The following is a 26,310-nucleotide window of genomic DNA, read 5'->3' as shown; positions in this document are numbered from 1 at the left end:
TACTTAGCTCTTATTGTGATAAGTTTATTACAAAGTATTGTAGAAAGGATGTTTTATAGTGAAGCGCATCTTACTTATTGAGGATGAATTGCCAATTGCTCAGTTATTAAAAGTATATTTGGAAAGAAATGATTTTTCGGTTTTGTACGATTTAGGTGAAGGCAATATAATTCAAACTTTTTTAAAATATAACCCTTCATTGGTACTTTTGGATTTGATGTTGCCTCAAAATGATGGGCTAGAGATTTTAAAACAAATCCGTCAATATGGAAGTTGTCCTGTCATTATCCTAACTGCTAGAGGGAGTGTCCCCGAAAGATTAGCAGGGCTTGGACAAGGGGCGGATGATTATATCACAAAGCCGTTCGATCCCGAGGAGGTTGTTGCTCGAGTACAAGCCGTATTACGTCGCTCTTCACATTTAGAAGATAATGAAATTATTAGATTAGGTCATCTCATCATAAACCTTAATACTCGTACAGCTTCCTTTTTTGAGGAGTTAATTCCTTTGTCACCACGTGATTGGGGACTGCTTGCCTTTCTAGGACAACATCCTAATCAATGCTTTACTCGCGATCAACTATTGGATTCTGTATGGGGGATGAATTATGACGGTGCAGATAGAGCTGTAGATGCTTCCATTAAAAGAATCCGCCAACTCTTGCGTGATTGGTCAGCTGATGAGGGAGAAATTAAAACAGTGCGTGGAATGGGGTATATGCTATATGTCAACTAACTTACCGTCTGATAACAGTATCCCTTTACTGCGTTTTTGGACTCGTAGATATGCAGGTGTATTAATAGCAATTCTTATCTTTTTAGGGATTATCGCTGGTGTATGGATAAAAGTAAATGAAAATCGACAAAGTTTTCAATTACTACAGGCGAGAGCGGAACAACTCAGCGTTTCCTATATACGCTCTATGGAAGTATTACAATCACAACCAAGTACTAGCCAAGATGAACTACATATTACACCTGCTACACCTACTACACCTGCCGTGCCCATTGTTACACCAGCTACACCAGCCGAACTAGTGCGTCCTGTTGCTCAAGATTCTATGCAAATTTTTAATGAAGAGGACCACAATCTTATTAACTTTTCTAGTCTAGATACATCATTGTCTGAGACTCTTGCTGAAACACCTTCTACTCTAGAAAGTGTGCTAAATGGTAAATCAACTAAAGAAAAAATAAAAATTAAGGATATTACATTGCTACGTGTAGGCATCCCTCTAAATAAAGAGGGCGAAGTGATAGGTGCTTTATATTTAAGCACCCCTTCACCAAAAATATTTTTAGATAATATAGAAACTTATAGCTTTCTTGTACTAATTATTTTGGGAATCGCATTTGGTGGTTGGCTTGTAATATATCACCTTTCTAGAAAATTAACTCGTCCCTTACATCAATTAACGGAAGCTGCGAGACAAGTCTCGGAAGGAGATTACTCTCCGAACCTACCATCCGCAACGAAAGTAAAGGAAGCGGAACTACAACAACTATTTTCTTCTTTTGAAGTGATGACAAAGCGTTTGAAACAACTTGAACAAATGAGAACGGACTTACTTGCAGGAGTTTCTCACGAATTAAGGACCCCTGTTACTTCGATACGTGGTATGATTCAGGCCGTCCAAGGGGGCATTGTCACTGGGGAAACAGCAGATCAATTTTTAGTTACAACGTTAGAAGAAGCTAAGCGAATGCAAAAAATGGTGGAGGATTTATTAGATTTCGCATCGTTAGAATCCAGTGCAATTCATGGGGAATTCGTATTATTATCCCTATCAGAAGTAGTAGTAGAAGTAATCCAACAGGTTCATTCCATAGAAGGTTTTAAAGATATAGACATTGATATCTCTCCTTTAATCAAACCACTGAAAATAGTAGCTGACAGAGGTCAGATTAAGCAAATTCTACTTAACCTCTTAATGAATAGTGCAGGGGCAGAGGCTACTAAAATCACTTTAAGACTCAATATCGAAGAAAAAAAGCTGTATCTTGATATATTAGATAATGGTAAAGGTATTGCAGAACAAGAAATTCCTTATATTTTTGAACGATATTATCGAGGAGACAGTAAAAGAAAGAAGAAGCAAGGATTAGGGCTTGGCTTACCTTTAAGTCGATTACTTGCTGAAGCTAATAATTGTGAATTGTTCTTATTATCAACCTCACCCCATGAAACTATATTTCGTCTCATGCTACCTATTGAATAAACTATAAGTTCTACAGAAATAATCCTAAAAATCACCTCTTCAAAAAAATGAAAAGGTGATCTTTATTTTATTCAATAATATAGATTAATACTTTTATTTTTATTATTTGTTTAGTAATCCACTGCTAATTTCAGAAAAACCTTTGGATTCATAAAAGGAATGCATTTAAGATTTCCTTTTTGTATAAAAATCCACTGTCCTGTGACATTGTATTCTGTTCTTCTTTTTTAAGCAATTTAAAGACTTTTTGTAAATAGTAAAACATTTCCCATACAGCAACTACCTTGAGGATTATTTACCTCACACCCACATCTGTTAGCTTTTACATTTTCTTTAATGTGTTCTAAAGGTTTAGGAGAAATTTCTTGTTCTTCATATTCCCGAATTTTCTCTTTTGTCCAACCAAAACAGTAGCAAATTGGGACTGTGGAAGAATCATCTTTTTGATGTACAGATACCTTTACATCTGACGTAAGGTAAGATTCTTCCTCTGTATCAAAATAGACAACACCACAATCTTTCGTGGAACAAAAGTAATGAGTCAAATTTGGATTCGAAGAATCTAAAACTGATGGTTTTAGCATTGATTTCAATGTAATAATTTTCAACTTTTTCCCTTTATTATTACAAGAAGGGCATAAATCGGAACCATTACTTTCAATAATTTGTTCTTTTGTAGCACAACAATCAGTCATTTCTATTCCCCTCACTTTTAGTTTTCTAATACTAATAATAACATCTATTCACCCACTTACCTGCCCCGGTAGTACAAGAAGAACTAGCTATTTCTTTATACCTTCTAAACCGCCATAATGGACAGCTATTTTTTGTAACTCTTCTAATGTTGAGAACAAATAGCTTTGTTCACTTTCAAATTCAAAATGTAAAATATTTTCTTCACTCAATAACTCTTGGAAATATCCTTGTATAGTAACTTGCCCTAACTTATTGAAATACATTTCAAATTTAAGGTTAGATTCTGGGGCAAAATTCACAATACCATTTAATTGTCTATAACATTTCTGAAGTTCAATAAAAAACTCATATATCTGACCAGTAGAAAGCCATAATTCTGCATCTTTCACAAAATAGTTTCCACATTTAATATCAATCTTTCCTTTAACCTCGTATCCACCCTTAAAACTTGTTTCATTAGGAAAGCCAATAACTTCTATGATTTCTATTCGTATGAATCCTTGTTTGCCTCCAATTACAAATTCATTCACTTTTATCATCTCCTTTCATTCTCCAACTAACCAGACCCTTGACCATTTAGCCACCCATGAAGCCCTACTTCACCACAGAATATGCAAGAAAATTACGTTCTTCCATGGTAGTTGAATAAGAAAAAAGAGCTGTCGAGACAGCTCAATGATCTTCAAGTTAAGCCCCCGTCATTAAGTGAAGAAGTTCACAAAATTTAATTAGAGTGATTAAAAACCCATCTTTTAAACTCTTCACTTTGTTCTTGTAGATGCCAACCTGACTTGTAAAAGTATTCATTAAATTCTGATTCTAACGGACATAAAGCAAGGATTGGAAGGTCATTTATTGTTTTTAACATCTTTTTTAACAACCCTTGACCACGATAAACCTCATTTATAGCAAATTGATATAGCGAAATGCTATTGGTTGTTTTTTTTCTGTAAAATCGAAAAGCTCCTATTACTTGACCATCGATTATCGCTATTATCATTTGTTTTCTCCTAATCGCAGCTTTAATTCCGAGAGGGCATAAAAACTCTTCAGAATAAACCGCACTATTATTACGTTCTAAATTTTCGTTGAAGAAAGTCACAACTTCAGATATATGAGTTGTATTTGCTAAGGCTATCAGCATCTCAATCTCTCCCCCTTAAAATAATGCTTTTAAGACATAAGAGATTTATATATTTCTCCTATAATCCCTTTCATTTGATGAACACCTAATTCTGCATTTGTCATAATGATTGCACCTTTTTCTAAATACGGAAACACTACCATCATACATTGAAACCCTACTCCCCAACCGAGTGATGTAATTTCTAGTTCTTTTTCAGAGCCTTCAAGAAACACACCTAACCCAGTCCAACTCTTACCACTTTGAGAAGTTATCATTTCTTTCGCTAAACTTTCCGAAATGCCAACCTTGCTTTCTCCTTTCAATGCATTTATCAACTCAAGAACTAATTCAGCTAAATCTAAAGAAGTTGTCCACAGTCCAGAAGCTGCTGGATAAGGATAGATTGGATATTTTCCATCTACTAATTCACCATTTTTATTATGACCACAAGAAAAATTTTCCCTATCCATTTTCAATAACCTTGTATTTAATTGGCTATTTTCTATTCCTAATGATTCAAATATTTGCTCATTCATAACTAAATGAAATGGTTTTTCAGTAACATCTTCTATCAGTTGCTGAATGATACAAAAACCTGCATCAGAATAGTGGAATTCACTCTCTGGTTCACACTTCACTTCTATAGGAACTTTACAATAAGAAGTTTCCCCCTCCAATAATTCAACCATCAAAGGAATCTCTTTTTTCGAATTCAGTTCAGAAAAACTACCTTCAGGGTCTTTAATTCCAGATTGATGACTTAGTAAGTTTCTCAAAGTAACTTTTTTATTTTTAGTATAATCATTTTCTGGTACTTTCCACGATACAAGTCTTTCGTTTACATCATCATCTAAATCAAGAAGTCCTTCGTTTATTAACTTCATAGCAAGCATTCCTGTTAAGAACTTGCTAATTGAACATGCACTGAAAATAGAATTTTCATTTACTTTTCTATCACTTTCTACTTCTAATAAGCCATAATTTTCTGTTCCGATGATTTGACCGTTCCCAAGCAATGCTATACTTAAGCCTGGCACATTATAATGTTTCATTCGTTCTACAATGTTGATGTTTTTTAAATGCATATCTATCCCCCTAAATAGCCCCTATCAAGGATAATTATAACACGAACAAACGTTCCTTTGTGTATGTTTGGGAAAAATATTTATTTCATTAACCTGCCCCGTTAGCCATTCATGAAGGCCTACTTCACCAAAGAATATGCAAGAAAATTACGTTCTTCAAAGTAATCCTTGAGGAAATTTTTATATTCATTTACAAGCAAGTGCAGTAAGAGTATGATATTAAAGGCATTTAATTTATTTAATGATAAGGAGTTGAATTTTTTTGAGTAGTCGAAGTTGCAACGAACCCGAACCCAGTTCCAGCAAGGGGGAAGTCATTAACGAACCATTCCTTAGAATGTTGAATACTGATAAAAATTCAATTCTTTATGTACGATAGGATCATTTTTGACTTCCTCGCAAAAATGAGGAGGTTTTAACAATGTTAAAGATTTATTTATCAAATGAACATGGAGTTCTTCAAGAAACAACTGAAATTAAAGACGGATGCTGGGTTAATTTGATCTCGCCTACCGAACAAGAAATTAGTAATGTAGCAAATATATTGCAAATTCCGTTTGAATTTTTAAAGGACCCATTAGACGAAGAAGAGCGTTCAAGAATTGAAAAAGACGATGACAATGTTCTAATCATCGTTAATATTCCGTTGGTATCTAAAGATGAAAATGACAATCTTATTTATGATACGATTCCATTAGGAATGATTATAACTAAAAATTGCTTTGTCACCGTTTGTTTGAAAGATAACCCAATTTTCCACGTTTTTTCACAGAATCAAGTAAAAAATTTTTTCACATACAAAAAAACAAGATTTTCGTTCCAAATCCTATATTTAATGGCAACTTCTTTTCTCAAGTATCTAAAACAAATTAGCAAACAAACAGACGCAATTGAAAAAAAACTGCATAAATCTATGAAAAATAAAGAACTCTTTTCATTGCTGAATTTAGAGAAAAGTTTGGTTTATTTTACAACTTCTTTAAAATCAAACAACATTGTTATGCAAAAAATGTTAAAAAGTAATTCCTTGAAAATGTATGAAGATGACCAAGAATTGTTAGAGGATGTAATTATAGAAAATCAACAAGCAATTGAAATGGCTGAAACTCATACTACAATTTTAAGTGGTATGATGGATGCTTTCGCATCAGTCATTTCAAATAATGTAAATATTGTAATGAAATTTTTGACATCTATTACTCTTGTCATGGCTTTACCGACAATGGTTGCAAGTTTTTATGGTATGAACGTTCCCATTCCTTTTCAAGAATACCCATATGCATTTTGGGTTGCAATTGGCATTTCTTTTATTTTGTCAGGTATTACAACAATTGTTTTCTGGAAAAAGAAATTCTTTTAAATCTGAAAAAGCAGATGTTTCTTCTTAAAGGACATCTGCTTTTTTATGTATTTTATTTAAACCAACCCTTCTGACAGAAACGTAGTCAGAGCCGACTAATTAACACCGTCAACTGCTAGGATTTTTAAATGAACATTCTACAATGGTGCTGTATTTCCTTGTTAAACTAACCTGTCCCTTTAGCTGAGTAAGAAAAAAGAGCAGTCTAGCTACTCAAAGATCTTCAAGAAAAGCACCCGTTTGTTTAAGTACATTTCTTAACAATATGAACTCCCTCCCTCTAAAACCATTGCCAAAAACCTACTAAATTTTACTAAACCACCACCCAATAAAAATGAGACTCGCTCCCCACCAAACTATGGATTGGGTAGTTGAACTTTTCTTACTTTCCATATTTCTTTTTATAAAAGCGAGAACAACAAATCCGATTATGATGAACCAACAGTTATCCAAAGTAATAAATCCACTTTCTATCCCTCCTTTTTTTGTGAATTACTTTCCTAACCTGCTACGTAATTTTTTTAAGTACTTCCCTTCGCAATTTCTAATATATTTTAAGCAAAAATATCCAATTATCTTCGGAGAATGTCTTCTACAAAATGGTCCATCTGTTTAGCAATGATAATCACCACTCTTCAACTCTACTGCTTCGTTAGTTTAAGTGTAACATTTCACAAAGGATCGCTGAAATCTACTTGATGTTTTGGACGTATAAATAGACCATCGAAAATGATGGTCTTGTTTAACTAATGCATTAGTTAGTTGAATAATAAAAATAATACCGTTAATGATGATTATGCTCATTCATTTGGTTTTCAACAGGGCGATCATTAATCAGATTTTCAACATAATTACCTTCATAAAAAGTAGTGATCAATACAATAGCTGTTAAAATAACCATTATAAAGATTGAAGTGTAGGTATGATTAAAAATGGGAGCTTTATCACTACCTTTCCTTAAAATATTACTGATTAGAATAAAGATTAAAGATGCAACTATGATATATAGGACATCCATAAACGCTAGCATTATTTTAAAGTTCTCTGAGGGTAACATTTCTCCCAACATTGCTCCCATCATGCTACCCATTAGTGAAGTTGCCATTCCTTCAATTGTTACAACCAATCCCAACCGTTTACCTAAAAAATATCCAACAATTAAACTTAAAACCATTGCAAGAATTGTTGAAGAAGTTATATCATTTTTATAAACAATTCCTGAGATTAATCCAATAACCAAACTTGACATCATTCCCAATGCCATCACTATTATCATACCTGTCATAACTGTTAATTTATCTGTATTGAAAGAAATTTTGAAAATCAAGAAAGTAGTATAACCTAATACTATTAATATACTTATAATTAATAACATCCACGAACCCCCTAAATAAACATGCATCCACATGCAGTGCCACATTTACAGTATGGATAACAATTACAGCCAGAATTGCAAATCATTTTATCTCCTTCTAAATTGTTTTCTTATATATATGATGAATTGATTGTAAAAATGTGGCTTCATGCAATAATGGATATAGATATAAGCAACTACCCCTTCACACAAAAGATTTTCATTCCTCTTGTTCAACTAACCTGTCCCTTTAGTTGAATAAGAAAAATTAGATGTCTAAACAGCTCCATACCTTCAAGTAAAGCACTCGGATCTGAGTTTTGTTTGAAGAATTTTATACTCGTCTCTAAAATCAGACCAAATTAAATCTGTATTAAGATTTAAGCCATCAACGGCTGTTTTTGTCCAGTAATCCTTAATATTTTTTAAGTTTTGTAAAAGTAGCTTTTGTTTTTCATTCATATGTAATTTTCCCTCATTAAAAGTTACTACTTTCTTCTTCAACTAACCTGCCACGGTAGCTCAATTAGAAAAAAGAGTTGCCTAAGCAACCCATGTTCTTTAACTAAAGAATCCATTAGCTTAATCACGCGAATAATCACTCTAGTTGTTCCTACTACTTCTTTTAATTCTATAATGAAGTACTTAAAGAGGTACCCTGCAAAGGATAGCTTTTTTTAAACACCTCTTTTTTCCTTTCCGATCACTTCTCGAATCTTGCCGGATTACGGATCGATCTTGCTCTGGCCACACATTAAAATGCTCTTATAGCACTTCAGTCTCGGCCCGCCTCGTAAAACTTCTGCGCCAACATAGCCGGCCTTGTACGCGTGTCTGTAAAGTGGTCCCCGTCCCCGACGAGCAGGCGGAACTGGCCGAGACGTGTGGACATATGCGGATGCCAGCCGTAGCCCTCTCCTTGTGGCAATGCGTTGTCTTGGTAGAAATAGACATAGCTTTTGGGTGTAGGCAGCGCATAGAATGCTTTAAGATCCAGCTTCTCGAAAAGCGGTTTAGCCGGTTCCGGAATGACGCCTGCATACATCCGTTTGGCTTCCTCCAATGTGGCCGTATTGACGAACAAATCCCGAAACAGTGGAAACGGAAGCATGATCGTATCATCCTTCGAGCTGGCTCTGAGTTGCTCGAAACCTTGTCTCGTTTGGGGCGATAACTCGTCGGCAACAGATTCGCCATCTTTCAGTACGAACGCGTCCCAGAAAACGAGGCGCTTGATGCGATCCGGTACCTGTTCTGCAACCTTTTGGATGACAGTTCCGCCGAAGCTGTGCCCGACGAGAACGAAGTTGCGTAGGTTCAGTTTCGTTATAAAATCAACGACGGACTTCGTGATCATCGCATGCGTGACATCTTTGTTCGGATCTTTGCCGTGACCTGCGTATTCCGGGGTATAGACATCATGCCCTTGACTACGCAGCACCGAAGCTACCCCGTCCCAGAAGTGAGCGTCAGCCCAAGAGCCATGGACAAGCACAAAGGTAAGACGTTGCTGTGCGGGTAAACGGTATTTTTCCTCCGATTCATTGCTCCAGAGCCACCATCCTTCAGAATAAGGGGAGTTATAATAACCAAAGGGCATAAACCTATAATCGGGATAGGGGAATTGATGATTTTCTTGGAGATAAGGAAACATGTACAAGACATCCTCTCAAATCGACATATATTATCAGCTTATGCCCACTGCGTTTGAGAGGTTCCCACACTCGATCCGCCGAAAAAAAGCCGCAAGTGAGAAAGGTGGAGGAACTGAAATAACCGTACTGTTTTCAAACGGTGGAAATAACAACTTAGTTTTCTTTATCCTTTTTAAATCCCCGAATAGCTGCTAGTATCACTTGAACTGATGCTAAAAGAAAGAACAAGTGAAAACCAAATTTGAAGAGTAGGTTCAGTATTTGAGTACTTCAAGTCATTAAATCCCCAAATAAAAACGATTAATACGAAAATAGGAACTAAGAGTAGAATGTACTTTAACATAAGAGTCCCCCAATATATTAGAAAAATAATTGTAAAATTACGTATATACTACCTATTCAATACCCTTCCAAAAATTTCTCCCAATTGAACTAACCTGCTGCCTTAGTTTAATAAGAATAATACTCGTTTTACCAGCTCAATGATCTTCAAGTAAAGCACCACGTTAGTTGCATAAGAAGAATGTGTGTTGACATAATGGACAAGTTCACACTCATAAACTTACTCTGTAGATATTCATAGAGAAGAGGTATTCCATTCTTATGCCTGAAAAGATAAAGCTAGAAAAATTCGTGGATGAACTGCCTATTCTAAACATTATATCTCCTAAGAAGCGAAGTCATAGTAGTTCATATTACGAAGTGAGCATGAAGGAGTTTTCTCAGAAGCTACACAGGGACCTTGAACCAACCCGTTTATGGGGTTATGATGGAACATTTCCGGGTCCTACTTTCGAGGTGTTGAAGGACGAAAAAGTGTTTGTTAAATGGATGAATGATCTTCCCAATAAGCACTTTCTCCCCGTTGATACAACGATTCATGGTTCTGAAATGACGCTTCCAGAGGGTAGAAGCGTTGTTCATTTACACGGAGGAAGAACGCCTGCCCATAGTGATGGTTACCCTGAAGCATGGTTTACGCGAAACTTTCAAGAAACGGGACCTTTATTTGAACGAGAAGTTTATTCGTATCCAAATATTGAGCGAGCCACAACATTGTGGTATCACGATCACACGGTAGGAATTACAAGGTTGAACGTCTACGCGGGACTCGCAGGCTTCTATCTCATTCGCGACGTGCATGAACAAACCCTTAATCTTCCGAAAGGAAAATATGAAATCCCTCTTTTAATTGTGGACCGCTCGTTCAACCCAGACGGATCACTTTACTACCCAAGCAAACCAGATCAAAACGACGTAGGTCTTCCTCATCCTTCTCTTGTCCCTCCTTTTGATGCGGATACGATTCTAGTAAACGGGAAGGTTTATCCATTTCTGAACGTAGAACCAAGAAAATACAGATTTCGAATTTTAAATGCATCTAATAGTCGAATGCTTACATTAAAAATGGACTCCAATCAGCCTTTTTATCAAATTGGCACGGATGGAGGATTTCTTGAGACAAGAGTATTACTAAATGAATTTATACTTATGAGTGCCGAGCGTATAGATGTGATAATTGATTTTTCTCAATACTACGGTCAGAACATTATTCTCAAGAATGTCACCAAGAGTTCATCCCCCGAAACAACTGATGTCATGCAATTCAGAGTAACCATTCCGTTAAAAAGCACAGATACCAGCTCCATTCCAATCTATTTAGGGCCAATCAAACGACTTCCAAGAACTATGGCAACGAAAACAAGAGATTTAACACTCGTCAGAATCAAGGATCAATATGGTCGATCATTGAATTTATTAGATGGTAAAATGTGGATAGATCGAATATCCGAAAGAATTGAAGTAGATACCGTTGAAATTTGGCGGATCATTAATATAATCGATGATTTCCCTCATCCCATCCATCTCCATTTGATTGACTTTCAAATTCTTGATCGCCAGCCTTTTGATGTTTCTCAATTTCAAAAAAACGGAAACCTTATTTTTACGGGACCTCCTATTCCTCCTTGTCCCTATGAAATGGGATTTAAAGATACAGTTCGGACACCATTTGGTTACGTCACATCCATTATAGCCCGTTTTGGCCCCTTCACAGGACGTTATGTTTGGCATTGTCACATGCTGGAGCATGAAGATCATGAAATGATGCGTCCCATTGAGATTTTTAAAAACGGACTGGAAAAAATGGAATGGTGAGGGGTAAAAGCTAAAAATAGGTGGCTTATCTTGATAAAAGACAATAATTATGTATGGTACTGTCATAAATTAGAGCTCGAGGATAATGAAATGATGAGCCCTTGTATTGTTATCCAACGTGCTCTATCTAAAATAATTTCTTGAACTAGTACCTCTTTTTATCTTTGATGATATGTTATTAAAAATTTAATATTATGCAATAAAGACATTAGATTTTCTGGAAATACAACAAAATTCATCTACAAAAAAACATTGGGATTTTACACCCAATGTTTTTTCCTTATTAAGCTAACCTGCGACGTAATATGCCCTAATTTTTCATGCTGCATTTACAATGTGGTCCACAATTATGCTGAGAACCACATTTACAGTGTGGTCCACAATTACACTGAGAGCCATAATTACAGTGAGTTCCACAATTACAGTAAGGATAACAATTGCAGTAAGGATTATTACAGCCAGTATTCCAACTCATTCTAGAGACCCCCCTGCTACTTAACCATGCAAGATTCCCCTTTTTCATCAAACGTGTGCTTAAAGTCAAACGCAAAAGGAGTGGGTCCATGCTGAATATAATAGTTGTATCTCTTGAAAGCCTCCTCCCATGAGACATCCTTCACCTTATCTGTCCACCACACTACATATGAAAGGTGTTTCTCTTGATAAGGCTCCATCCATTTTCTTCTATCTCGCAACGCTTGCCTATGCTGACCTGAATAGGTAAAACGATATAAGGATTGAAGGTTTCTCCATACCGTTAGTGTAAGAATAGGTAAACCTTCCCCTTTGGCTACTTCAGGGAAAGGCACTCCATTTGGTGAAAACGCCTCTATAAGATGGCCTGATTCAGATGCCTGACGGAATACTTCATATCCAACCTCAAAAAACTCACGAGTGGCTGGGTGGTCGTAGGGGTGATTTAGCCTGCCAACAGTATAAATTGAAACTAATGCCATAAACATGCCCTCCATTTTCAGTCTTTACCTAGATATATTCAAGTAAGATGGGATCTTATAACTTCTAATTACCACGTACAAAAATCGCTAACGCGAAAAAAATGATTACTCATCTAACCTCACCCGTTAAGTCAAATACGAAAAAGATCCCCACAGAAATCCATATTGAACTCAAACATCGCTGTTAATCCAATAATTCAATATCATCCATCCGATTTCCTTCTTTATCAATCTGAAAAGTACATCCTCCAAAATGCCAGCCCTACTTTCAAAGGATCTTATTGCTTTGGTTAGTACTAACCTTAAAATGAAGTTGGCTTCTTCTGTTTCATTCATTTTGTTGACTTTGGCAATTCCTTTTATGTATTTCAATTAATTAGATATTAACAGAAAGAAAATTTTTTTTTGTATATTTTATTGTTGAAGTGACATTCAATCAGCTATATACTGTTAGTAACACTTAACTGTCAACGACAGTATACTGTTGTTAATAGTATATATTTTAATTTTATAGGAGGTTAGGTATTCATGAAACATACAGGAAGGCATACAGGTGCATTTCTTTTACTGTTTTTGACTGAGGGAGTTAGCTATGGAGGGAAACTTTTGCAGAAATGTGAGGAAGAACTTCCCGCCAATCCAATTGATAGTGCTATATTATATCGCACACTAAAGCAATTAGAGAACGAAGGTGCTGTTGAGTCTTATTTGGGTACTTCTGAACAAGATAAGCCAGTCAAGATGTACAAAATTACTGAAGTTGGAAAAAGAAAATTAGAAGAATTTCAAATAAATATTGAAACAAAACTTCAGAATTTATCATTTTTCTTAAACAAATATAAAGTATGGAAGAAGTCTAGTCATGATTAATGGTGCTATCCTTTACGCGATAGCTATAATTCTTACTAGTATTTCTTTTATGAAGGATCGAAATAAAACAAAAGATGCTGTATTAAAGTCATGGGTAATGTTTCGTAATATATTACCTGATATTTTATCAGTTATGCTTTTCGTTGGACTATCACTATCTTTATTAACGCCAACTTTAATTTCTTCAATTATTGGAGAAAAATCTGGATTGATAGGTATTGCTTATGCTACATTAATTGGATCTGTTGCACTAATTCCAAGCTTTATTGTATTTCCTCTTGGAGAAACGTTAGTCCAAAATGGTGCTGGCCTCCCACAAGTAGCAGCATTAATGTCTTCACTAATGTCAGTAGGAATCGTAACTATACCTATGGAACAAAAATTATTTGGTCGAAGTTTTGCTTATACACGCAATTCCGCTGGGATATTAATGTCTGTTATATTTGCTTATATTATTTGGATGGTGATGGTATGAATGAATTAAAAAAATATCGTTTCTTTTTCATTTTACTAATTGGGCTCATTATTCTTACTTTTATAAATCAATCGCTTGGATGGAAGGCATTTCAATTAACTGGAAACAGCATCTTAAATATGCTGTTTCTCCTTCCTCCTGTCTTAATATTCGTAGGTTTACTTGATAAATGGGTGGAGAAAGAAACACTAATTAGATACATGGGAAAAAAATCTGGAATTTATGGTATCCTGTTCTCCCTATTCTTAGGTGTTATTGCAGCTGGTCCCCTCTATTTAGCTTTTCCAATTGCTGTACTATTGTTAAAAAAAGGAGCAAGCATACGTTACGTTGTATTTTTTTTAGGAGTTTGGACAACTGCAAAATTACCAGTTGTTGTATATGAATTCGTTTCTTTTGGAGTTAAGTTTACACTCATTCATATTTGTTTTGGTCTTGTATTTTACTATTTAATGGGTATTTTTTTTGAGAAGTTTTATGACCAACGACTATGGTTGAAATATGATAATGAAGATATATCAATTTAGATGAATAAGTTTTTATGTCAAAATGTGCATTAATGATGTAATGAAAACAGCCATTTCGTGAAGTTATCAAGACCTAAATTAATGTAAGGCAATGAAATAAAAGGACATTACATATTTTATATAATATGTAATGTCCTCCCTTGTTCAACTAACTACCCTGTTATCAAGCAAGTCTCTTTAATTATAATTTGTAGTTTAACTTTTTTTGAATCCTTGTTCGCTTATGATGGTTAGGTTTCTTTACTTTGAATAAATCTTCAACTTTAAAATATCGGTCCAAACTTAAAATCAAAGCATCATTCCTAAAGAATAACAATCCAAAAGCAGACGTATAGAGAGTCAAGCTAATTAAATTCATATTACCCGATAGGATGAAATTAATATGCATGAATAAGCAAATACAAATAGCAGGTAATGTCATAAATCCAACTATTAGAAATACACCTAACATTATTTGGACAAGTGGTATTGAGTAATTAAAAAATGGAACATGATGTAACGCTACCCCATCAATAAAGTCCTTATAAAATACTGGGACATTTGGCTTTTCTAATGCTTTTGTCAAATATTCTGTAAGAAATACAGTAGGTTGGTAGTACCATGATACTTCCCCAGTTTTACCTGTCATTTTAGTTAATCCCGCTAAAAACCACCCTAGCCCAAAAAACACCCTCATTAGCACAACTAGAGATTTAAAAATAATATTATTGATTGATTTTTTCATATAATAGCCTCTTAACAAATTAATATTTTGATGTCACAAGTGAATTTCTACCTCAAAGGTATATAAAAATCTTAATAATTTGGTGTTTAGATTATTGAAACTTGAATTTTTGGTTCATAGCAACCATTAATCTCTTCAATGTATAGAGCTATAAAAGTAAACCCATTCAAAAATCAACCACCACCCAGCCTAAACTGCAGGGCTAACCAGTTACTTGGTTAATTGCCCAAGTAATAACAAATTCTCCGAAAATCTTCCCCCAACCAGCATGTAGCCATTGCCACCCTATGTATAGCAGAAGGAGAATTAGTATGTATGACGTATATATATTTTTTAGTAACTAATGAAAAAATCCTCCTTTAACAACACCATTGATAATAATTATCATTATCAATGGTGTTGTTAATAAAGTCAATCATTTTTCATAACGTGGGTCAGCCAAAAAAAAAAAAAAAAATCAAAACGCAATATTCAATTAATGCCCCGTTACTTGAATAAGACCTAACCTACTGCATAACTTAATCACTTCCCTTTGCAATTTCTATTATATTTTAAACATAAATATCCAATTATCTTCGTAGAAAGTCTTCTACAAAATGGTCCATTTGTTTAGCAATGATAAACACCATTCTTCAACTCTACTGCCCCTTTAATTCAATAAAAAAAAAAAGAGTTGCCTAAGCAACCCTTGTTCTTCTACTAAAGTGTGTCGTTATTAAATAGTGAGAAGGTACTTTCTCCATACTTTCCACGCTTCCATATAATCATTTAGGTCGTGCGGATGAACTTTAATACATACTCCAATTCGTGTATATAACTGAAAAAGAACTTCATTCAATAGCCGTTCCCTAGTAAAGGAAGAATTATTGTGCCACAAGGAAAACGCTGACAAAAGCGTTCTTAAATCTAGACTATCTGGAGAAGAACAGAACGCATAAGTAAAATCGTAAACTTTTGGACCTATTAATGGAGATGGGTCAATAACTCCTTTAAGTTGGTTTTCCAAATATACAAAATTATGAACACCAGTATCTCCATGTAGATAATACTTCTCTTCCAGATAATGATAAGTATTTAATTTTTTTACCAAAAACTCCACTCTCTTATGGTCCTCACTTGTCAAAAAATCTCCTATGTTCTTTTGGGCAGACTCCAAACTATTTAGGTTAAAGTCTGACCAAGAGTTTCTATGGATACCATTGACTCTACCCCAGGGAATGTCTTTGTCCATCTTTTTGTATTTATTGAATAACTCATTTATTAAAATGGTCATCCATTCCAACTTAGATCCTCGATTATAGTGTGTCTCTCCTGAAATATAAGAATAGGCAATAAATTCTTTTTTATCGTCTGTATAAAGAACATCGGGCATCAATTTCACATCATTATAAGCCAAAAGAAAATCCTGAGTTGAAGTTATAATCTTAGGGTTATCTATTTTTATCACATAGGTTGGCATTTTTTTAGCAATGAGAGTATATAAAACACCATTGGTCGTGCCACTTCTTAACCTCTTTAATTCGAGACCATCATTTAATATCAAACCTTTATTAATTAGAATATCAAGGATATCATTTATTTTTTCCATTTTCCGCTCCTTATTAGTTAATTATGGGAACTATAACGTATAAGTTCGCAATCTTGTTCAACTAACCTTCTTCATTAGTGAAAAAATGTCTCCACTTATTGTAGAAACTCACCCACCCACCTTATGTATTTAAGCACCTATTTTCTTTCGTCATTTATTAATAATAATTCAGCCATCTAGATAAATGGAATCATCTTTTTTATTGTTAATTAATTGAATGAAATATGAATCCTCTAATCTTGAAGAAACTTATTTTCATGGTAGTTTAAGTACAATACTTCACAAATTGACAATACTTATCCTATTTTATTTCCATAATCGTTCATAAGTTACTTGATTACTTTCTTTTTTTAAGAGAAATACGTCAGGATTACTAAGATTTTTCCAATCATCGAATCCGAAATCATTATAAAAATACTTTAAAAGTAATGACATTAAATTCCCATGCGTAACAATAATTGTATTTTGAGTTACACCGTTAAAAATTTCTTCTGCAACTTCAACTATCCGTTTCATTGCTTCTTGACTGGACTCTCCGCCTTCAAGTTTCAAATCAATATCAACAAATGTTTCTCTTAGTTTTTCAAACCAATCAGAAAGGTTTTTATCGCTAAGTATACGTTCTGTTAATTGTTCATTAATCTCTATCTCAATATTTAATCGTTTAGCAAGTGGTTGTACGGATTGAATTGCACGTTTATATGGACTTGAAATAATTCGGTCGATTCTAATATTAGAAAAAAACTCTGATAAATCGAACGCTTGTTTAATCCCTCTATCTGTAAGTTGTGCTTCAAATGACTGTCCATGAGCCTCACAATGCCTTATAATAAAAATTTTCTTCAACAAAACCACTCCAATATATGTATGTATTTTTTAGTATTGCTTCTTTAGTTGAATAAGTAAATGAGCAGTCTAAACAGCTCAATGATCTTCAATTAAAACACCCGTTAGCCATCCAGGAAACCCTGCTTCACCACAGAATATGGAAGTAAATTACATTCTCCCATGGTAGTTTAACAAGAAATTTCACTTATACTATTCCTGTTTTTACTCTATCAATCTAAAAAGGTCAGAATAAAAAAGTTTTATGGTTGCTTCATTTTCTTCATCGTTATATAATCCAAAATCATATCTTGTTCCTTCAATTAACCCCGCTGAATAAGACAATCCTTTTTGAAAATCCTTTGGACGATACTCCATAGCGTCCGAGATGAAGGGGGATAATGTATCGGTTCCAATAAATATTATTGGTTTCTGTAATTCAGCATAAATCTGTGAATAATTATCGTCTGAGGCTTCTACTAATTTTTCTTTCATAATAAAAACTGCATCATAGTTTTTATAATTGTCGTTAGCTAAATCTTCAAAAGTAATCGGAACAAATTTTACTGTCTTATTTTCTATTATTGTAGGGGAATTTCCAATGATCCCAATGTTCAAAACACCTCCAGTGTAAGGATTAGTCGGAGTGGTAGAATTGCACCCAGACGCAAGAGTAAGTAACATCAATATGAAAAAGAATAATAATTTTTTCATTCATCTTTCTCCTTTTAATCTCAGTTTTTTACTTATTATTTATTCTGTATTTTATATTCGGATTCCTATTTAAACTAACCTACTGCTTTAGTTGAAGAAGAAAATAGGCTTTATTCCTTCTTGAAGTAAAGCATCCGTTAGTTGAAGAAGGAAGGTGATGTCAATTAATGCGTGTTGTAAAAACTAATTAACTTTCAAGTTAATTTTTTCGTCATATTCGCCTGTATTAGTCCGCCATTTAATTTTTCTATATAAGCATGATTTAACGATATAATTGCGTCATCTATAGCTGGAGGATTATTACCTCCGCCCGTCCCAAACGATATAGCGGTTTGATTTTCTTGAGGTTCAATTTCCCCCCCTCGTCCGCCTTCGTCAGTAACTAACGTATAAGTAACATAAAGAAGTTCTTCTTCTCCTGTATATTCAATACCTCCTCTTTGATAGAGGTCGGAATCGGTCACTTCGTATATTACATGTGCTTTCCATAAGTCCCCTTTACCAGTAGCTTTAATAGTTTCTTGATTTGAACAAGCTGTTAAAAGCAATATTGTAATTAATAAAGTGAATATTTTTCTCAACTTAACTCCCCCTCTCCAAAAATATTGGATTGAATTATCCCCATGTAATAATATTTCGACAGTTGTATAAAAATAACTCTTATTAAACTATCCTGCCCCTTTAGTTCAATAAGAAAAAAGAGCCGCCTAAGCAGCTCAACGACCTTTCACTAAAGCATCCATTTGTTGAACAAAAAACCATAAAACATAAAAATGATTATTCTATAACAAAAGATAAGAATTTCAATATAACATCTTTCATACTGTAAGGTGTTCAGCAATTACAATATTTCGATATATCCTTCTGTTCCATGCACGCGAATTCGTTGCCCATCTCTTATCAGTTTGGTAGCATTTTCCACCCCGACAACCGCTGGTAAGCCATATTCACGTGCGATAACTGCTCCATGGGTCATCAGTCCACCAACTTCGGTGACTAGGCCTTTTATGGATACAAACAATGGTGTCCAGCTAGGGTCAGTAAAGGAGGTGACTAATATATCTCCATCTTCTAGATCAGCATCTTCCATGTTTATGATGACACGTGCACGTCCCTCTATAAATCCGGAAGAAACAGGTAGACCTACAATAGCTTCTGCTGGGAGATTTTCTCGTTTGTACTCACCTACAATGATTTCACCATCAGACGTGATAACACGTGGTGGAGTTAGTTTTTCATATAATTTGTACTCGTCTTTTCGTTTGCTGATGATCTGGTAATCTAGTTTATTTGTGCGTACGATTTCGTGAAGTTCTTCAAAAGTGAGATAGTATATATCCTCTTTTTCATGAATAACGTTGACTTGTACGAGTTGTTCGGCTTCTTTCAGTAAAGCCTGCTTATAAACGAAGTAGCGATTAACCATGCCGTATTTTGGATATTCCCGATAACCGATGAAATTCCGGATTAGGTCGATCATTCGTTTTGTTTCTTTGGCTTTTTGTTCACCATCCGGTAATAGCTTCAATCGATCTAATAACTCTTGTTTTTTTTTCAAAGCTTCCTGTCGCCCTTGCTCAAATTTCCGATTGCTAGCATTAGGCTCAAAGTTTTTGATGTTATTGAGAATCATGGGCACAAGTGTAGTTGGTTTTTCGCTCCAACGAGTTTTAGTAATATCGATTTCTCCGGTACATCGCATTCCGTATTTGCTGAGATAATCATAGATAGCGTCATGGGTTTCCCGTCCACCATCAAACTTAACCAGTTCATCAATAAAGTTATTATCTTTTACATGTTGTAAATAATCAATTACTTCTGGATAAGGACGAATCGCATCTGCGACATCCAATAACGCCAGACCCATTTCCGAAGTAATATTGTTTGGTACTGATTGAGAAAGCGTATCTGCTACGTTTTTTTCACCTAACCACTCGTTCATTTTTTCATTGATCCATGATGAAGCATCTATAGCAGCCATAAACACAGCTGAACTTTGTGGGTCGAATAAAATCTTCTTTAACTGCTGGATATCTTCTAGAATAAAATCAAATAAATCTGATCCTGATTTCGTTTGGATGTTTTGTTTTAACTCTTTTATCGATGTTTGACTACTCTTAATCAAATCAGAAACGATTGTCGGTTCGTTTTCGATTTGTACTTGAGAATTCGCAGACGACACACTTTTATTGCTTTTATCGGAACTCTGTTCTTGCTTATCATTTGGTAAAGATTTTATGAAATCTCCTCGGTCTATTATGGTAATGAGTGCGTCTTTTATGAGCGGATCGTGTTGTCCCATGGCATCTAATAACATTTTTCTGCTGTCAGGTGAAGCCAGCCTATGTGTGACATCAACAAACAACCTTCCACCAGCTTTAAACCTGGGTCCAAAAGATGTTAACTGGAATAAAGACATTCCCAATGGTTTCAAGGGGTCGGTCATCATTTGTTGATGACCGACAGATACATAGACGTGGTTTTCTTCATCGTTCGCTTCAGGGATGGGGTATAAAGTCGTGATTGGCCGACTCTGGACAATGTAAAATGTATCATCAACCAAACACCATTCGATGTCTTGTGGGTAACCAAAATAAGCTTCAATCTGTCTTCCAATGCGTGCCAGTTGTAAAATTTGTTGTTCAGTAAGTGTTTGAGTTTTTTGCTGATCAGGATCGATCTGTTGTGTCTCTGTTCCGCCTTCTTTTCGTCCATAGATAGCCATTTTTTTGGTTGCTATCCTCTTATCGACGATTTCCCCTTCCTGTACTTTATAACAATCGGCAGATACCAAGCCAGAGACCAGTGCTTCTCCAAGTCCAAAACTGGCATCGATTGATAGCAACTTCCGGTTGGAAGTAACTGGATCAGCGGTAAATAAAATCCCTGAAGCCTGTGGGAAAACCATCCTTTGAACGATAACGGATAAATAAACTTGACTGTGGTCAAATCCATTTCGCATACGGTAGATTACCGCGCGATCCGTAAAAAGGGATGCCCAACATTTGCTGATATGCTGCATGATTGCTTCTTTGCCGATGATATTTAAATAGGTGTCTTGTTGACCAGCAAAAGAGGCATGTGGTAAATCTTCAGCAGTCGCACTAGAACGCACTGCATAAGCATGTTGCTCACCTAACTGGGAGAGATAGTGTGTAACTTCTTTCACAACATCAGCAGGAATTTCTACTTCCATAATGATTTGTCGAATCTTCCTGCTGATTTCACCAATTTGGTCTCGATCTTCTACATTTAGCATTGTTAGTCGATCCAACAAAGCATGATACGTTTCTTTTTGTTCGATGGCTTTTTGATATCCCACTGTTGTAACACAAAATCCTTCTGGTACTTGTATTCCTTCAATTTTTGATAATTCCCCTAAATTTAATCCTTTTCCGCCAACGAGCAAAAGCTGCGTTTTTTCTATTTCCTGAAAACCAAGAACCAAAGAACTCATTCTATATCTCTCCTAACCCTTACATTTCTTTTATTTTCTTTGATATATCTATCCCTCTTATCAAATCTAATTAAAGTTCTAATGTATCTTAGCAGTAGTACATAAGAATATATAGTCTATATTTACTATTTTTTATATGCTATAATTAAATTAGGAAGAGTTCGAGTTCAATTTCCAAAAAATAGTTCGATCTTACCATACAGTAATCTGATAACCCGGTTCATCCCCTCGAAAGTAGCTCAAATACCTTTTAGCCCACAATGAATATGGTTAAATTCAAACCGCTTTCAATTAATTAATTGACAATACCTATGCCTACAAAATTGTTATGATACTAAATTAGACCCTCATAAATACTTTCATTAAACCATATCCTTTATGTGTAAAATTGAACTAAACTGCCCTGTTAGAAATAACACTCCTTATGACTATAATTCTATTAAGTTGGCAATAATCCCTTTAATATTACTATTTTAGGGGGAATGGAATTATTACTGTCAACCATGGGCTCCGTTTAAAGCTGATAAAGCTCCTATTGAAGATATACAAAGTCTTATGGGGCATGAAAAAAGTGAAACCACAAGGATATACGCTCAATAAAGCGGGAGGCTAAAGAAAGAGTATTATCAGAAGTACTTCTAAATGTAAAAGGAGCAACAAATTAAAAGACGTTGCTCTATTTGACTAAAGGACTCCTTTAGTTGAAGTGAAATTTTTCACAATATATTTTTTTCATGGATATACACTTGAAATTTTTATCGTCTCTGCTGAATCTTCATTTCTTCCCACGAGTAATTTGGTATAGTTGCAATCCATAACGTATCTCCCATGATATCCACATCCCAAACGATAGAATCGTTCGCATCAAACACTTTTTCAGATTTGCTTTCATCTTTCGTACTGATGGAATAAATAGCTTCACCTCTATATGTGTATCCGAATAATTTCTCTCCTTTTTTAATAAGTTTAACTATCATTTCATCAACTTGAATTTTCCTCCAATTTTCCTCTTGAAGATTTCGGGTCCAAATTCCACTTTGTGTGGTGATGAATAGCCTATTGTTAATCACTTTTATATCATCAGGTACATTATTACTATTCGGCATGATTATTTCGTTCCACCCATCATTTGTCTTTTGCAAAATCTTCCTTTCTTCTGTTAATCCTACCAAATCACCATTGTCCGATATTTGAACCACATAAAATGGTTTAGGAACAATAGCTTGTTCCCAACTCTCTCCTTGATTGGTCGTGTAGTAAATATTTCCATTTGATAACACAGCTATATGGTTGTTGATTGAATAATCGATGGTCTCAATTATATGGTCTAATGAAAGAATTTTCGTTCCTTTACTTTTTGTGGTAATACCTGCCCATAATTCTTTTTCCGTACCCACATATAATTTATCATTCCTATCAACCCATGCGTGTGTTACATAATTATTAACTGGGAGTTCTGTCCATGATTCTCCATTGTTATGGCTCCATTCAATAAAAGGTTGCTTGGTGGTACTAAATTGTGTTGGCTTTTTGTCTCCCCATACCACTAAATTGTTGTTTTCAGCGACAACTCCCGTAATTGCCATTCCTTTTTTTGTTAGGTTATTGGTGCCAATACGTTTGGATAGTAATCCACCACCGTATGGTAATTTATGAATGGCACTGACCACATCTCCGTTTTGGGCATGGAATGAAATTCGAGTAAAACGGCTATCTCGATCATTTCCAAACACTGTTAGAATGGGTATACCATCGATACTATCAAGTGTAAAATGATATCCTGTTGCCCAATCTTTTCCTGGTTTTAGTCCGTATTTATCCTTTGCCAGTCGGAGAACATCTGAGCTATCCAACTTAATCTCATCGTAGGGTATTGTTGGAAGAGATTGCTTAATCGGTCTAAACAACCAAATTTTCTTTTCTGAGATACCAATTATTACATAATCATCTGTACCTGGAACTATAAAGTGCAAAGTCCAATTAAAACGTTTCCCTGCTTCTCCTCTCGAGCCTCCCATAGTTTCATCCACACTGGTTACTTTTGTAAGTGTTGCGTTCACATTCCACTCTTTCGCTCGCTGGAATCCAATGTTAATCGCTTCTTTTAGCGTAATTTCACCATCTGAAGCGATTGTTTCACGACCAATCAAATTTACAAAAACTAGAAAAATAACTAACAAACAAGAGAATTTTTTTAAAAAACTCAAAATTACCACCATCCCATAACTAAATAGGCACATTAATCCTATGATTAATGTGCCTATTTAGGATGGAGTAAATACTTCGTTATTATCCTCTTAGATCCAATAAAACAAGCGAAATACAACTTTTATCAGAGAATCCTTCTTCCACTAACCCGCCCCGTTAGTAGAAGAGGTACCTTTTCTTCTACTGTACATTTTGGTCGAAATGTGCAGTACCTATTACGTGCAAATTAGAAATTAATAATATAATCTAGAATTGGAGGTAAAATATTCCTCTTCAAATAGATGTATAATACCAAAGAAAGGAGGAACGAAATGACTGAGAAGATCCAAGTAGTACTTGAGTCTCTTAAAGCCTATAACTCAGGAGAACTAGAACTATTCAAGAGCTATTATGATGACTCTTGTACTTTCCGTTATGCATCTACCGACAAAATATTAACAATGGAAGAAGTATTTAAGTTTTATGAATCTGCTTTCCAAGCATCACCTAACGCACACTGTGAAGTTGTAAATATTACGTGTGTAGGTGATTTCGTGTCAGTACATGAGCGATTCACTGGAATCATAGACTCTAATGGTGAAGAAACAACTCCTGAGACTATAGCTGTTTACAAAATTCATAATCAGAAAATAATAGAATTACGACATCATTTTGCATAACGTATGATACCAGGACTCATATAGAGTTTTGGTATCAATTTTTTCAATACATCTTATTAATCCTTTTAGTGCGTAGTTTGTGTCAAATGCGACATAAAAAGAATGGAATTTTCATATCTCTTGTTCAACTAAACTGCACCGTTAGCCTGCACCGTTAGCCACCTATGAAGACCTGCTTCACCACAGAATATGCAAGAAAATTACGTTCTTCCATGGTAGTTGAAAAAGAAAAAAATAGCCGTCTATGTAGCTCATTTATCTTTTAATAATACCTCCGTAGTTAAAGATGAACAGTTATTCAACTAAACCTCCCATTAACTTTCGTTTCATTTTCAAATTTTGTTTTAGAATATAGATATCCTATCAACGAAAACTAAGCCACCATAATAGATAAAATCAACAGGATATACATAACTCCTATCATCATAAAAGGACTTAATACAAGAACAGTTAAGGGATGATAAAATCAAGACCAAAAGGAAAAATTGATTGATTCCCCTTCTTTTTTCAATCGGAATAAAATAAATTATAGGATATAAAATAATTGCACTAATAAACATAACAATTAATATCAAGACTAAAAAAAAGGACAAGAAAAAAAGAGCCGTCTATACAGCTCATTGATCTTTTACTAACGCACTCGTTAGGTTAAGTGAAATACTTCACAATCCTACCTAACTCTAGATATTTTTATTCCTCTTTTGAAACGTCATTAAAGATGGTGCTGGCGAAAAAGGAAAATATTTTAACATTTCTAATGAAAAATAGTCAGTCGTATCTACCTCAGCTTCAATATAATTTACTCCGTTTTCAATGGCAAAATTTATTTGATAAGCTGTTAATATTAACATAAATCTAACGTCAGTATTTTCCTTAGTTCCTCTCCATCCAAATTCAAATTGATTTGGTGTATCCGAATAATGTAACAAAGAATAAGCGTATATTTCATGTTCCTTTAATACCATATAACTTCCATTTAGAATTGTATCTTCATTAAAGATTAGCTCTTCCCATTTCTCATAACTGTGAACTCCAACAGGATTTACTATATGAGATTTTTTATAGTTTTCTATTACAAGATTAATCAATTTGAATTTGAGTTCTTGATGATTACCTATGCTATTTATGTCTTTGATGTAGGTTTCTTGTCCATTAAATTCAGGGAAGACTTGTTTACAATCAATCTTTGAAGTCCTTAATAATGGGGAATATGTCCTTCTAACTTCTAAGAATCCACTTTCTTCATAGAAAGTCTTTAGCCTATAAGACGATTCCCAAATTGAAGTTTGTAGTGGTAATTCAATTTCCTTAAATTTGTATAAAGCTTCGATTAAAATAGATTCAATTTCAAAACCGGTATGTGGTTTTGTAACCATTGCAAAATATGTACAATATGGATGAAATTCGGATTTCCAAGCAGTTATTAAACCGACCAAAAATTGATTATCATAAGCTTCAAAAGTACAAATATTATTCTTTATGTGTAAGCCCCTTAAAAAGTAACGATAAGTGAAATCATCATCCAAAACCCAAATTGACAATAACTCTTTAATAACCTCAATATTTGGAGAGTTATTATATTTTATAGCATAATCACTTCTAAGCATTGCATCACCTCCATTATCAATTCTTTATTGTTCTTCAACTACCCTGCC

Annotated in this window: 25 protein-coding genes and 1 pseudogene; 9 read left to right on the top strand and 17 right to left on the bottom strand. The window is 34.7% G+C overall.

Annotated elements, in window-relative coordinates:
• Positions 1-58 precede the first annotated feature (58 nt).
• A complete protein-coding gene (locus MHH81_RS09610; protein ID WP_340920491.1) occupies positions 59-736 on the top strand; it encodes a response regulator transcription factor in 678 nt (225 codons plus the stop codon).
• Entirely contained in the window at positions 726-2,219 is a 1,494-nt protein-coding gene (locus MHH81_RS09605) for a sensor histidine kinase (protein ID WP_340920489.1), read from the top strand. Before MHH81_RS09610 ends, MHH81_RS09605 begins: the two co-directional genes overlap by 11 nt.
• Positions 2,220-2,455: 236 nt before the next feature.
• On the opposite strand, the gene MHH81_RS09600 is transcribed toward MHH81_RS09605, so the two are convergent.
• From MHH81_RS09600 to MHH81_RS09585, 4 genes are all read right to left on the bottom strand, one after another.
• Positions 2,456-2,914, bottom strand: a complete 459-nt coding sequence (locus MHH81_RS09600) for a putative iron-sulfur cluster-binding metallochaperone (RefSeq protein WP_340920487.1) — start codon at positions 2,912-2,914, stop codon at positions 2,456-2,458.
• Between the two features lie 87 nt (positions 2,915-3,001).
• A complete protein-coding gene (locus tag MHH81_RS09595) occupies positions 3,002-3,445 on the bottom strand; it encodes a WapI family immunity protein (RefSeq protein ID WP_340920485.1) in 444 nt (147 codons plus the stop codon).
• A gap of 194 nt (positions 3,446-3,639) precedes the next feature.
• Positions 3,640-4,059, bottom strand: a complete 420-nt coding sequence (locus tag MHH81_RS09590; RefSeq protein WP_340920483.1) for a GNAT family N-acetyltransferase — start codon at positions 4,057-4,059, stop codon at positions 3,640-3,642.
• A gap of 29 nt (positions 4,060-4,088) precedes the next feature.
• Entirely contained in the window at positions 4,089-5,126 is a 1,038-nt protein-coding gene (locus MHH81_RS09585; RefSeq protein ID WP_340920481.1) for a serine hydrolase domain-containing protein, read from the bottom strand.
• A gap of 421 nt (positions 5,127-5,547) precedes the next feature.
• Here MHH81_RS09585 and MHH81_RS09580 point away from each other — a divergent pair, with 421 nt between their 5' ends.
• Complete coding sequence (locus MHH81_RS09580) at positions 5,548-6,486, top strand: magnesium transporter CorA family protein (protein WP_340920479.1); 939 nt, start codon at positions 5,548-5,550, stop codon at positions 6,484-6,486.
• Between the two features lie 784 nt (positions 6,487-7,270).
• Here MHH81_RS09580 and MHH81_RS09575 read toward each other — a convergent pair.
• From MHH81_RS09575 to MHH81_RS09560, 4 genes are all read right to left on the bottom strand, one after another.
• The gene (locus MHH81_RS09575) at positions 7,271-7,861 is read right to left on the bottom strand and encodes a hypothetical protein (RefSeq protein WP_340920477.1); all 591 of its coding nucleotides are present in this window, start codon (positions 7,859-7,861) and stop codon (positions 7,271-7,273) included.
• A 273-nt stretch (positions 7,862-8,134) separates the two neighbouring features.
• Entirely contained in the window at positions 8,135-8,302 is a 168-nt protein-coding gene (locus tag MHH81_RS09570) for a hypothetical protein (RefSeq protein ID WP_340920475.1), read from the bottom strand.
• 313 nt (positions 8,303-8,615) lie between these two features.
• On the bottom strand, positions 8,616-9,494 hold the full coding sequence (locus MHH81_RS09565; protein ID WP_340920473.1) for an alpha/beta fold hydrolase: 879 nt from the start codon (positions 9,492-9,494) through the stop codon (positions 8,616-8,618).
• A gap of 173 nt (positions 9,495-9,667) precedes the next feature.
• A complete protein-coding gene (locus MHH81_RS09560; RefSeq protein ID WP_340920470.1) occupies positions 9,668-9,838 on the bottom strand; it encodes a hypothetical protein in 171 nt (56 codons plus the stop codon).
• A gap of 272 nt (positions 9,839-10,110) precedes the next feature.
• Here MHH81_RS09560 and MHH81_RS09555 point away from each other — a divergent pair, with 272 nt between their 5' ends.
• Positions 10,111-11,652 (top strand): multicopper oxidase family protein, encoded by a 1,542-nt coding sequence (locus tag MHH81_RS09555; RefSeq protein ID WP_340925211.1) that lies wholly within the window; start codon positions 10,111-10,113, stop codon positions 11,650-11,652.
• Positions 11,653-12,143: 491 nt separating this feature from the next.
• On the opposite strand, the gene MHH81_RS09550 is transcribed toward MHH81_RS09555, so the two are convergent.
• The gene (locus MHH81_RS09550) at positions 12,144-12,608 is read right to left on the bottom strand and encodes a DUF3291 domain-containing protein (RefSeq protein ID WP_340920468.1); all 465 of its coding nucleotides are present in this window, start codon (positions 12,606-12,608) and stop codon (positions 12,144-12,146) included.
• Positions 12,609-13,136: 528 nt separating this feature from the next.
• Between MHH81_RS09550 and MHH81_RS09545 the strand changes: the two genes are divergently transcribed.
• From MHH81_RS09545 to MHH81_RS09535, 3 genes are read left to right on the top strand one after another with little or no spacing between them, the layout of a single operon-like run.
• Positions 13,137-13,478 (top strand): PadR family transcriptional regulator, encoded by a 342-nt coding sequence (locus tag MHH81_RS09545; protein ID WP_340920465.1) that lies wholly within the window; start codon positions 13,137-13,139, stop codon positions 13,476-13,478.
• A complete protein-coding gene (locus tag MHH81_RS09540) occupies positions 13,471-13,953 on the top strand; it encodes a hypothetical protein (RefSeq protein ID WP_340920463.1) in 483 nt (160 codons plus the stop codon). The genes MHH81_RS09545 and MHH81_RS09540 overlap by 8 nt, the downstream gene beginning before the upstream one ends.
• Entirely contained in the window at positions 13,950-14,480 is a 531-nt protein-coding gene (locus tag MHH81_RS09535) for a permease (RefSeq protein WP_340920461.1), read from the top strand. Before MHH81_RS09540 ends, MHH81_RS09535 begins: the two co-directional genes overlap by 4 nt.
• A gap of 181 nt (positions 14,481-14,661) precedes the next feature.
• Here MHH81_RS09535 and MHH81_RS09530 read toward each other — a convergent pair whose 3' ends face one another.
• The 6 genes from MHH81_RS09530 to ppsA form a co-directional block, all read right to left on the bottom strand.
• Positions 14,662-15,204, bottom strand: a complete 543-nt coding sequence (locus MHH81_RS09530; protein WP_340920458.1) for a hypothetical protein — start codon at positions 15,202-15,204, stop codon at positions 14,662-14,664.
• Between the two features lie 715 nt (positions 15,205-15,919).
• Positions 15,920-16,792, bottom strand: a complete 873-nt coding sequence (locus MHH81_RS09525; protein WP_340920455.1) for a hypothetical protein — start codon at positions 16,790-16,792, stop codon at positions 15,920-15,922.
• 306 nt (positions 16,793-17,098) lie between these two features.
• Complete coding sequence (locus MHH81_RS09520) at positions 17,099-17,647, bottom strand: histidine phosphatase family protein (RefSeq protein WP_340920454.1); 549 nt, start codon at positions 17,645-17,647, stop codon at positions 17,099-17,101.
• 195 nt (positions 17,648-17,842) lie between these two features.
• Complete coding sequence (locus tag MHH81_RS09515) at positions 17,843-18,331, bottom strand: hypothetical protein (RefSeq protein ID WP_340920452.1); 489 nt, start codon at positions 18,329-18,331, stop codon at positions 17,843-17,845.
• 194 nt (positions 18,332-18,525) lie between these two features.
• Complete coding sequence (locus tag MHH81_RS09510) at positions 18,526-18,912, bottom strand: hypothetical protein (protein WP_340920451.1); 387 nt, start codon at positions 18,910-18,912, stop codon at positions 18,526-18,528.
• A gap of 260 nt (positions 18,913-19,172) precedes the next feature.
• On the bottom strand, positions 19,173-21,788 hold the full coding sequence (ppsA, locus tag MHH81_RS09505) for a phosphoenolpyruvate synthase (RefSeq protein ID WP_340920450.1): 2,616 nt from the start codon (positions 21,786-21,788) through the stop codon (positions 19,173-19,175).
• A 528-nt stretch (positions 21,789-22,316) separates the two neighbouring features.
• Here ppsA and MHH81_RS09500 point away from each other — a divergent pair.
• Positions 22,317-22,388 (top strand): annotated as a pseudogene (locus tag MHH81_RS09500) (tyrosine-type recombinase/integrase); the annotation flags it as partial.
• Between the two features lie 155 nt (positions 22,389-22,543).
• Here MHH81_RS09500 and MHH81_RS09495 read toward each other — a convergent pair.
• The gene (locus MHH81_RS09495) at positions 22,544-23,995 is read right to left on the bottom strand and encodes a hypothetical protein (RefSeq protein WP_340920449.1); all 1,452 of its coding nucleotides are present in this window, start codon (positions 23,993-23,995) and stop codon (positions 22,544-22,546) included.
• Between the two features lie 312 nt (positions 23,996-24,307).
• Here MHH81_RS09495 and MHH81_RS09490 point away from each other — a divergent pair, with 312 nt between their 5' ends.
• On the top strand, positions 24,308-24,655 hold the full coding sequence (locus tag MHH81_RS09490) for a nuclear transport factor 2 family protein (protein WP_340920448.1): 348 nt from the start codon (positions 24,308-24,310) through the stop codon (positions 24,653-24,655).
• 680 nt (positions 24,656-25,335) lie between these two features.
• On the opposite strand, the gene MHH81_RS09485 is transcribed toward MHH81_RS09490, so the two are convergent.
• Positions 25,336-26,262, bottom strand: a complete 927-nt coding sequence (locus MHH81_RS09485; RefSeq protein WP_340920447.1) for a hypothetical protein — start codon at positions 26,260-26,262, stop codon at positions 25,336-25,338.
• Positions 26,263-26,310: the final 48 nt, after the last annotated feature.

Source organism: Psychrobacillus sp. FSL H8-0484, from assembly GCF_038005325.1.
In the GTDB taxonomy this organism is placed as follows: domain Bacteria; phylum Bacillota; class Bacilli; order Bacillales_A; family Planococcaceae; genus Psychrobacillus.
Note: the sequence above shows the minus strand (reverse complement) of the source record. Positions and strands in the feature narration are given on the sequence as shown.

Excerpts from the sequence above, each read along its gene's own strand:
- MHH81_RS09605 (WP_340920489.1), top strand. The coding sequence starts at position 726 with ATGTCAACTAACTTACCGTCTGATAACAGTATCCCTTTACTGCGTTTT.
- MHH81_RS09600 (WP_340920487.1), bottom strand. The coding sequence starts at position 2,914 with ATGACTGATTGTTGTGCTACAAAAGAACAAATTATTGAAAGTAATGGT.
- MHH81_RS09590 (WP_340920483.1), bottom strand. The coding sequence starts at position 4,059 with ATGCTGATAGCCTTAGCAAATACAACTCATATATCTGAAGTTGTGACT.
- MHH81_RS09585 (WP_340920481.1), bottom strand. The coding sequence starts at position 5,126 with ATGCATTTAAAAAACATCAACATTGTAGAACGAATGAAACATTATAAT.
- MHH81_RS09580 (WP_340920479.1), top strand. The coding sequence starts at position 5,548 with ATGTTAAAGATTTATTTATCAAATGAACATGGAGTTCTTCAAGAAACA.
- MHH81_RS09575 (WP_340920477.1), bottom strand. The coding sequence starts at position 7,861 with ATGTTATTAATTATAAGTATATTAATAGTATTAGGTTATACTACTTTC.
- MHH81_RS09570 (WP_340920475.1), bottom strand. The coding sequence starts at position 8,302 with ATGAATGAAAAACAAAAGCTACTTTTACAAAACTTAAAAAATATTAAG.
- MHH81_RS09565 (WP_340920473.1), bottom strand. The coding sequence starts at position 9,494 with ATGTTTCCTTATCTCCAAGAAAATCATCAATTCCCCTATCCCGATTAT.
- MHH81_RS09560 (WP_340920470.1), bottom strand. The coding sequence starts at position 9,838 with ATGTTAAAGTACATTCTACTCTTAGTTCCTATTTTCGTATTAATCGTT.
- MHH81_RS09550 (WP_340920468.1), bottom strand. The coding sequence starts at position 12,608 with ATGGCATTAGTTTCAATTTATACTGTTGGCAGGCTAAATCACCCCTAC.
- MHH81_RS09545 (WP_340920465.1), top strand. The coding sequence starts at position 13,137 with ATGAAACATACAGGAAGGCATACAGGTGCATTTCTTTTACTGTTTTTG.
- MHH81_RS09540 (WP_340920463.1), top strand. The coding sequence starts at position 13,471 with ATGATTAATGGTGCTATCCTTTACGCGATAGCTATAATTCTTACTAGT.
- MHH81_RS09535 (WP_340920461.1), top strand. The coding sequence starts at position 13,950 with ATGAATGAATTAAAAAAATATCGTTTCTTTTTCATTTTACTAATTGGG.
- MHH81_RS09530 (WP_340920458.1), bottom strand. The coding sequence starts at position 15,204 with ATGAAAAAATCAATCAATAATATTATTTTTAAATCTCTAGTTGTGCTA.
- MHH81_RS09525 (WP_340920455.1), bottom strand. The coding sequence starts at position 16,792 with ATGGAAAAAATAAATGATATCCTTGATATTCTAATTAATAAAGGTTTG.
- MHH81_RS09515 (WP_340920452.1), bottom strand. The coding sequence starts at position 18,331 with ATGAAAAAATTATTATTCTTTTTCATATTGATGTTACTTACTCTTGCG.
- ppsA (WP_340920450.1), bottom strand. The coding sequence starts at position 21,788 with ATGAGTTCTTTGGTTCTTGGTTTTCAGGAAATAGAAAAAACGCAGCTT.
- MHH81_RS09490 (WP_340920448.1), top strand. The coding sequence starts at position 24,308 with ATGACTGAGAAGATCCAAGTAGTACTTGAGTCTCTTAAAGCCTATAAC.
- MHH81_RS09485 (WP_340920447.1), bottom strand. The coding sequence starts at position 26,262 with ATGCTTAGAAGTGATTATGCTATAAAATATAATAACTCTCCAAATATT.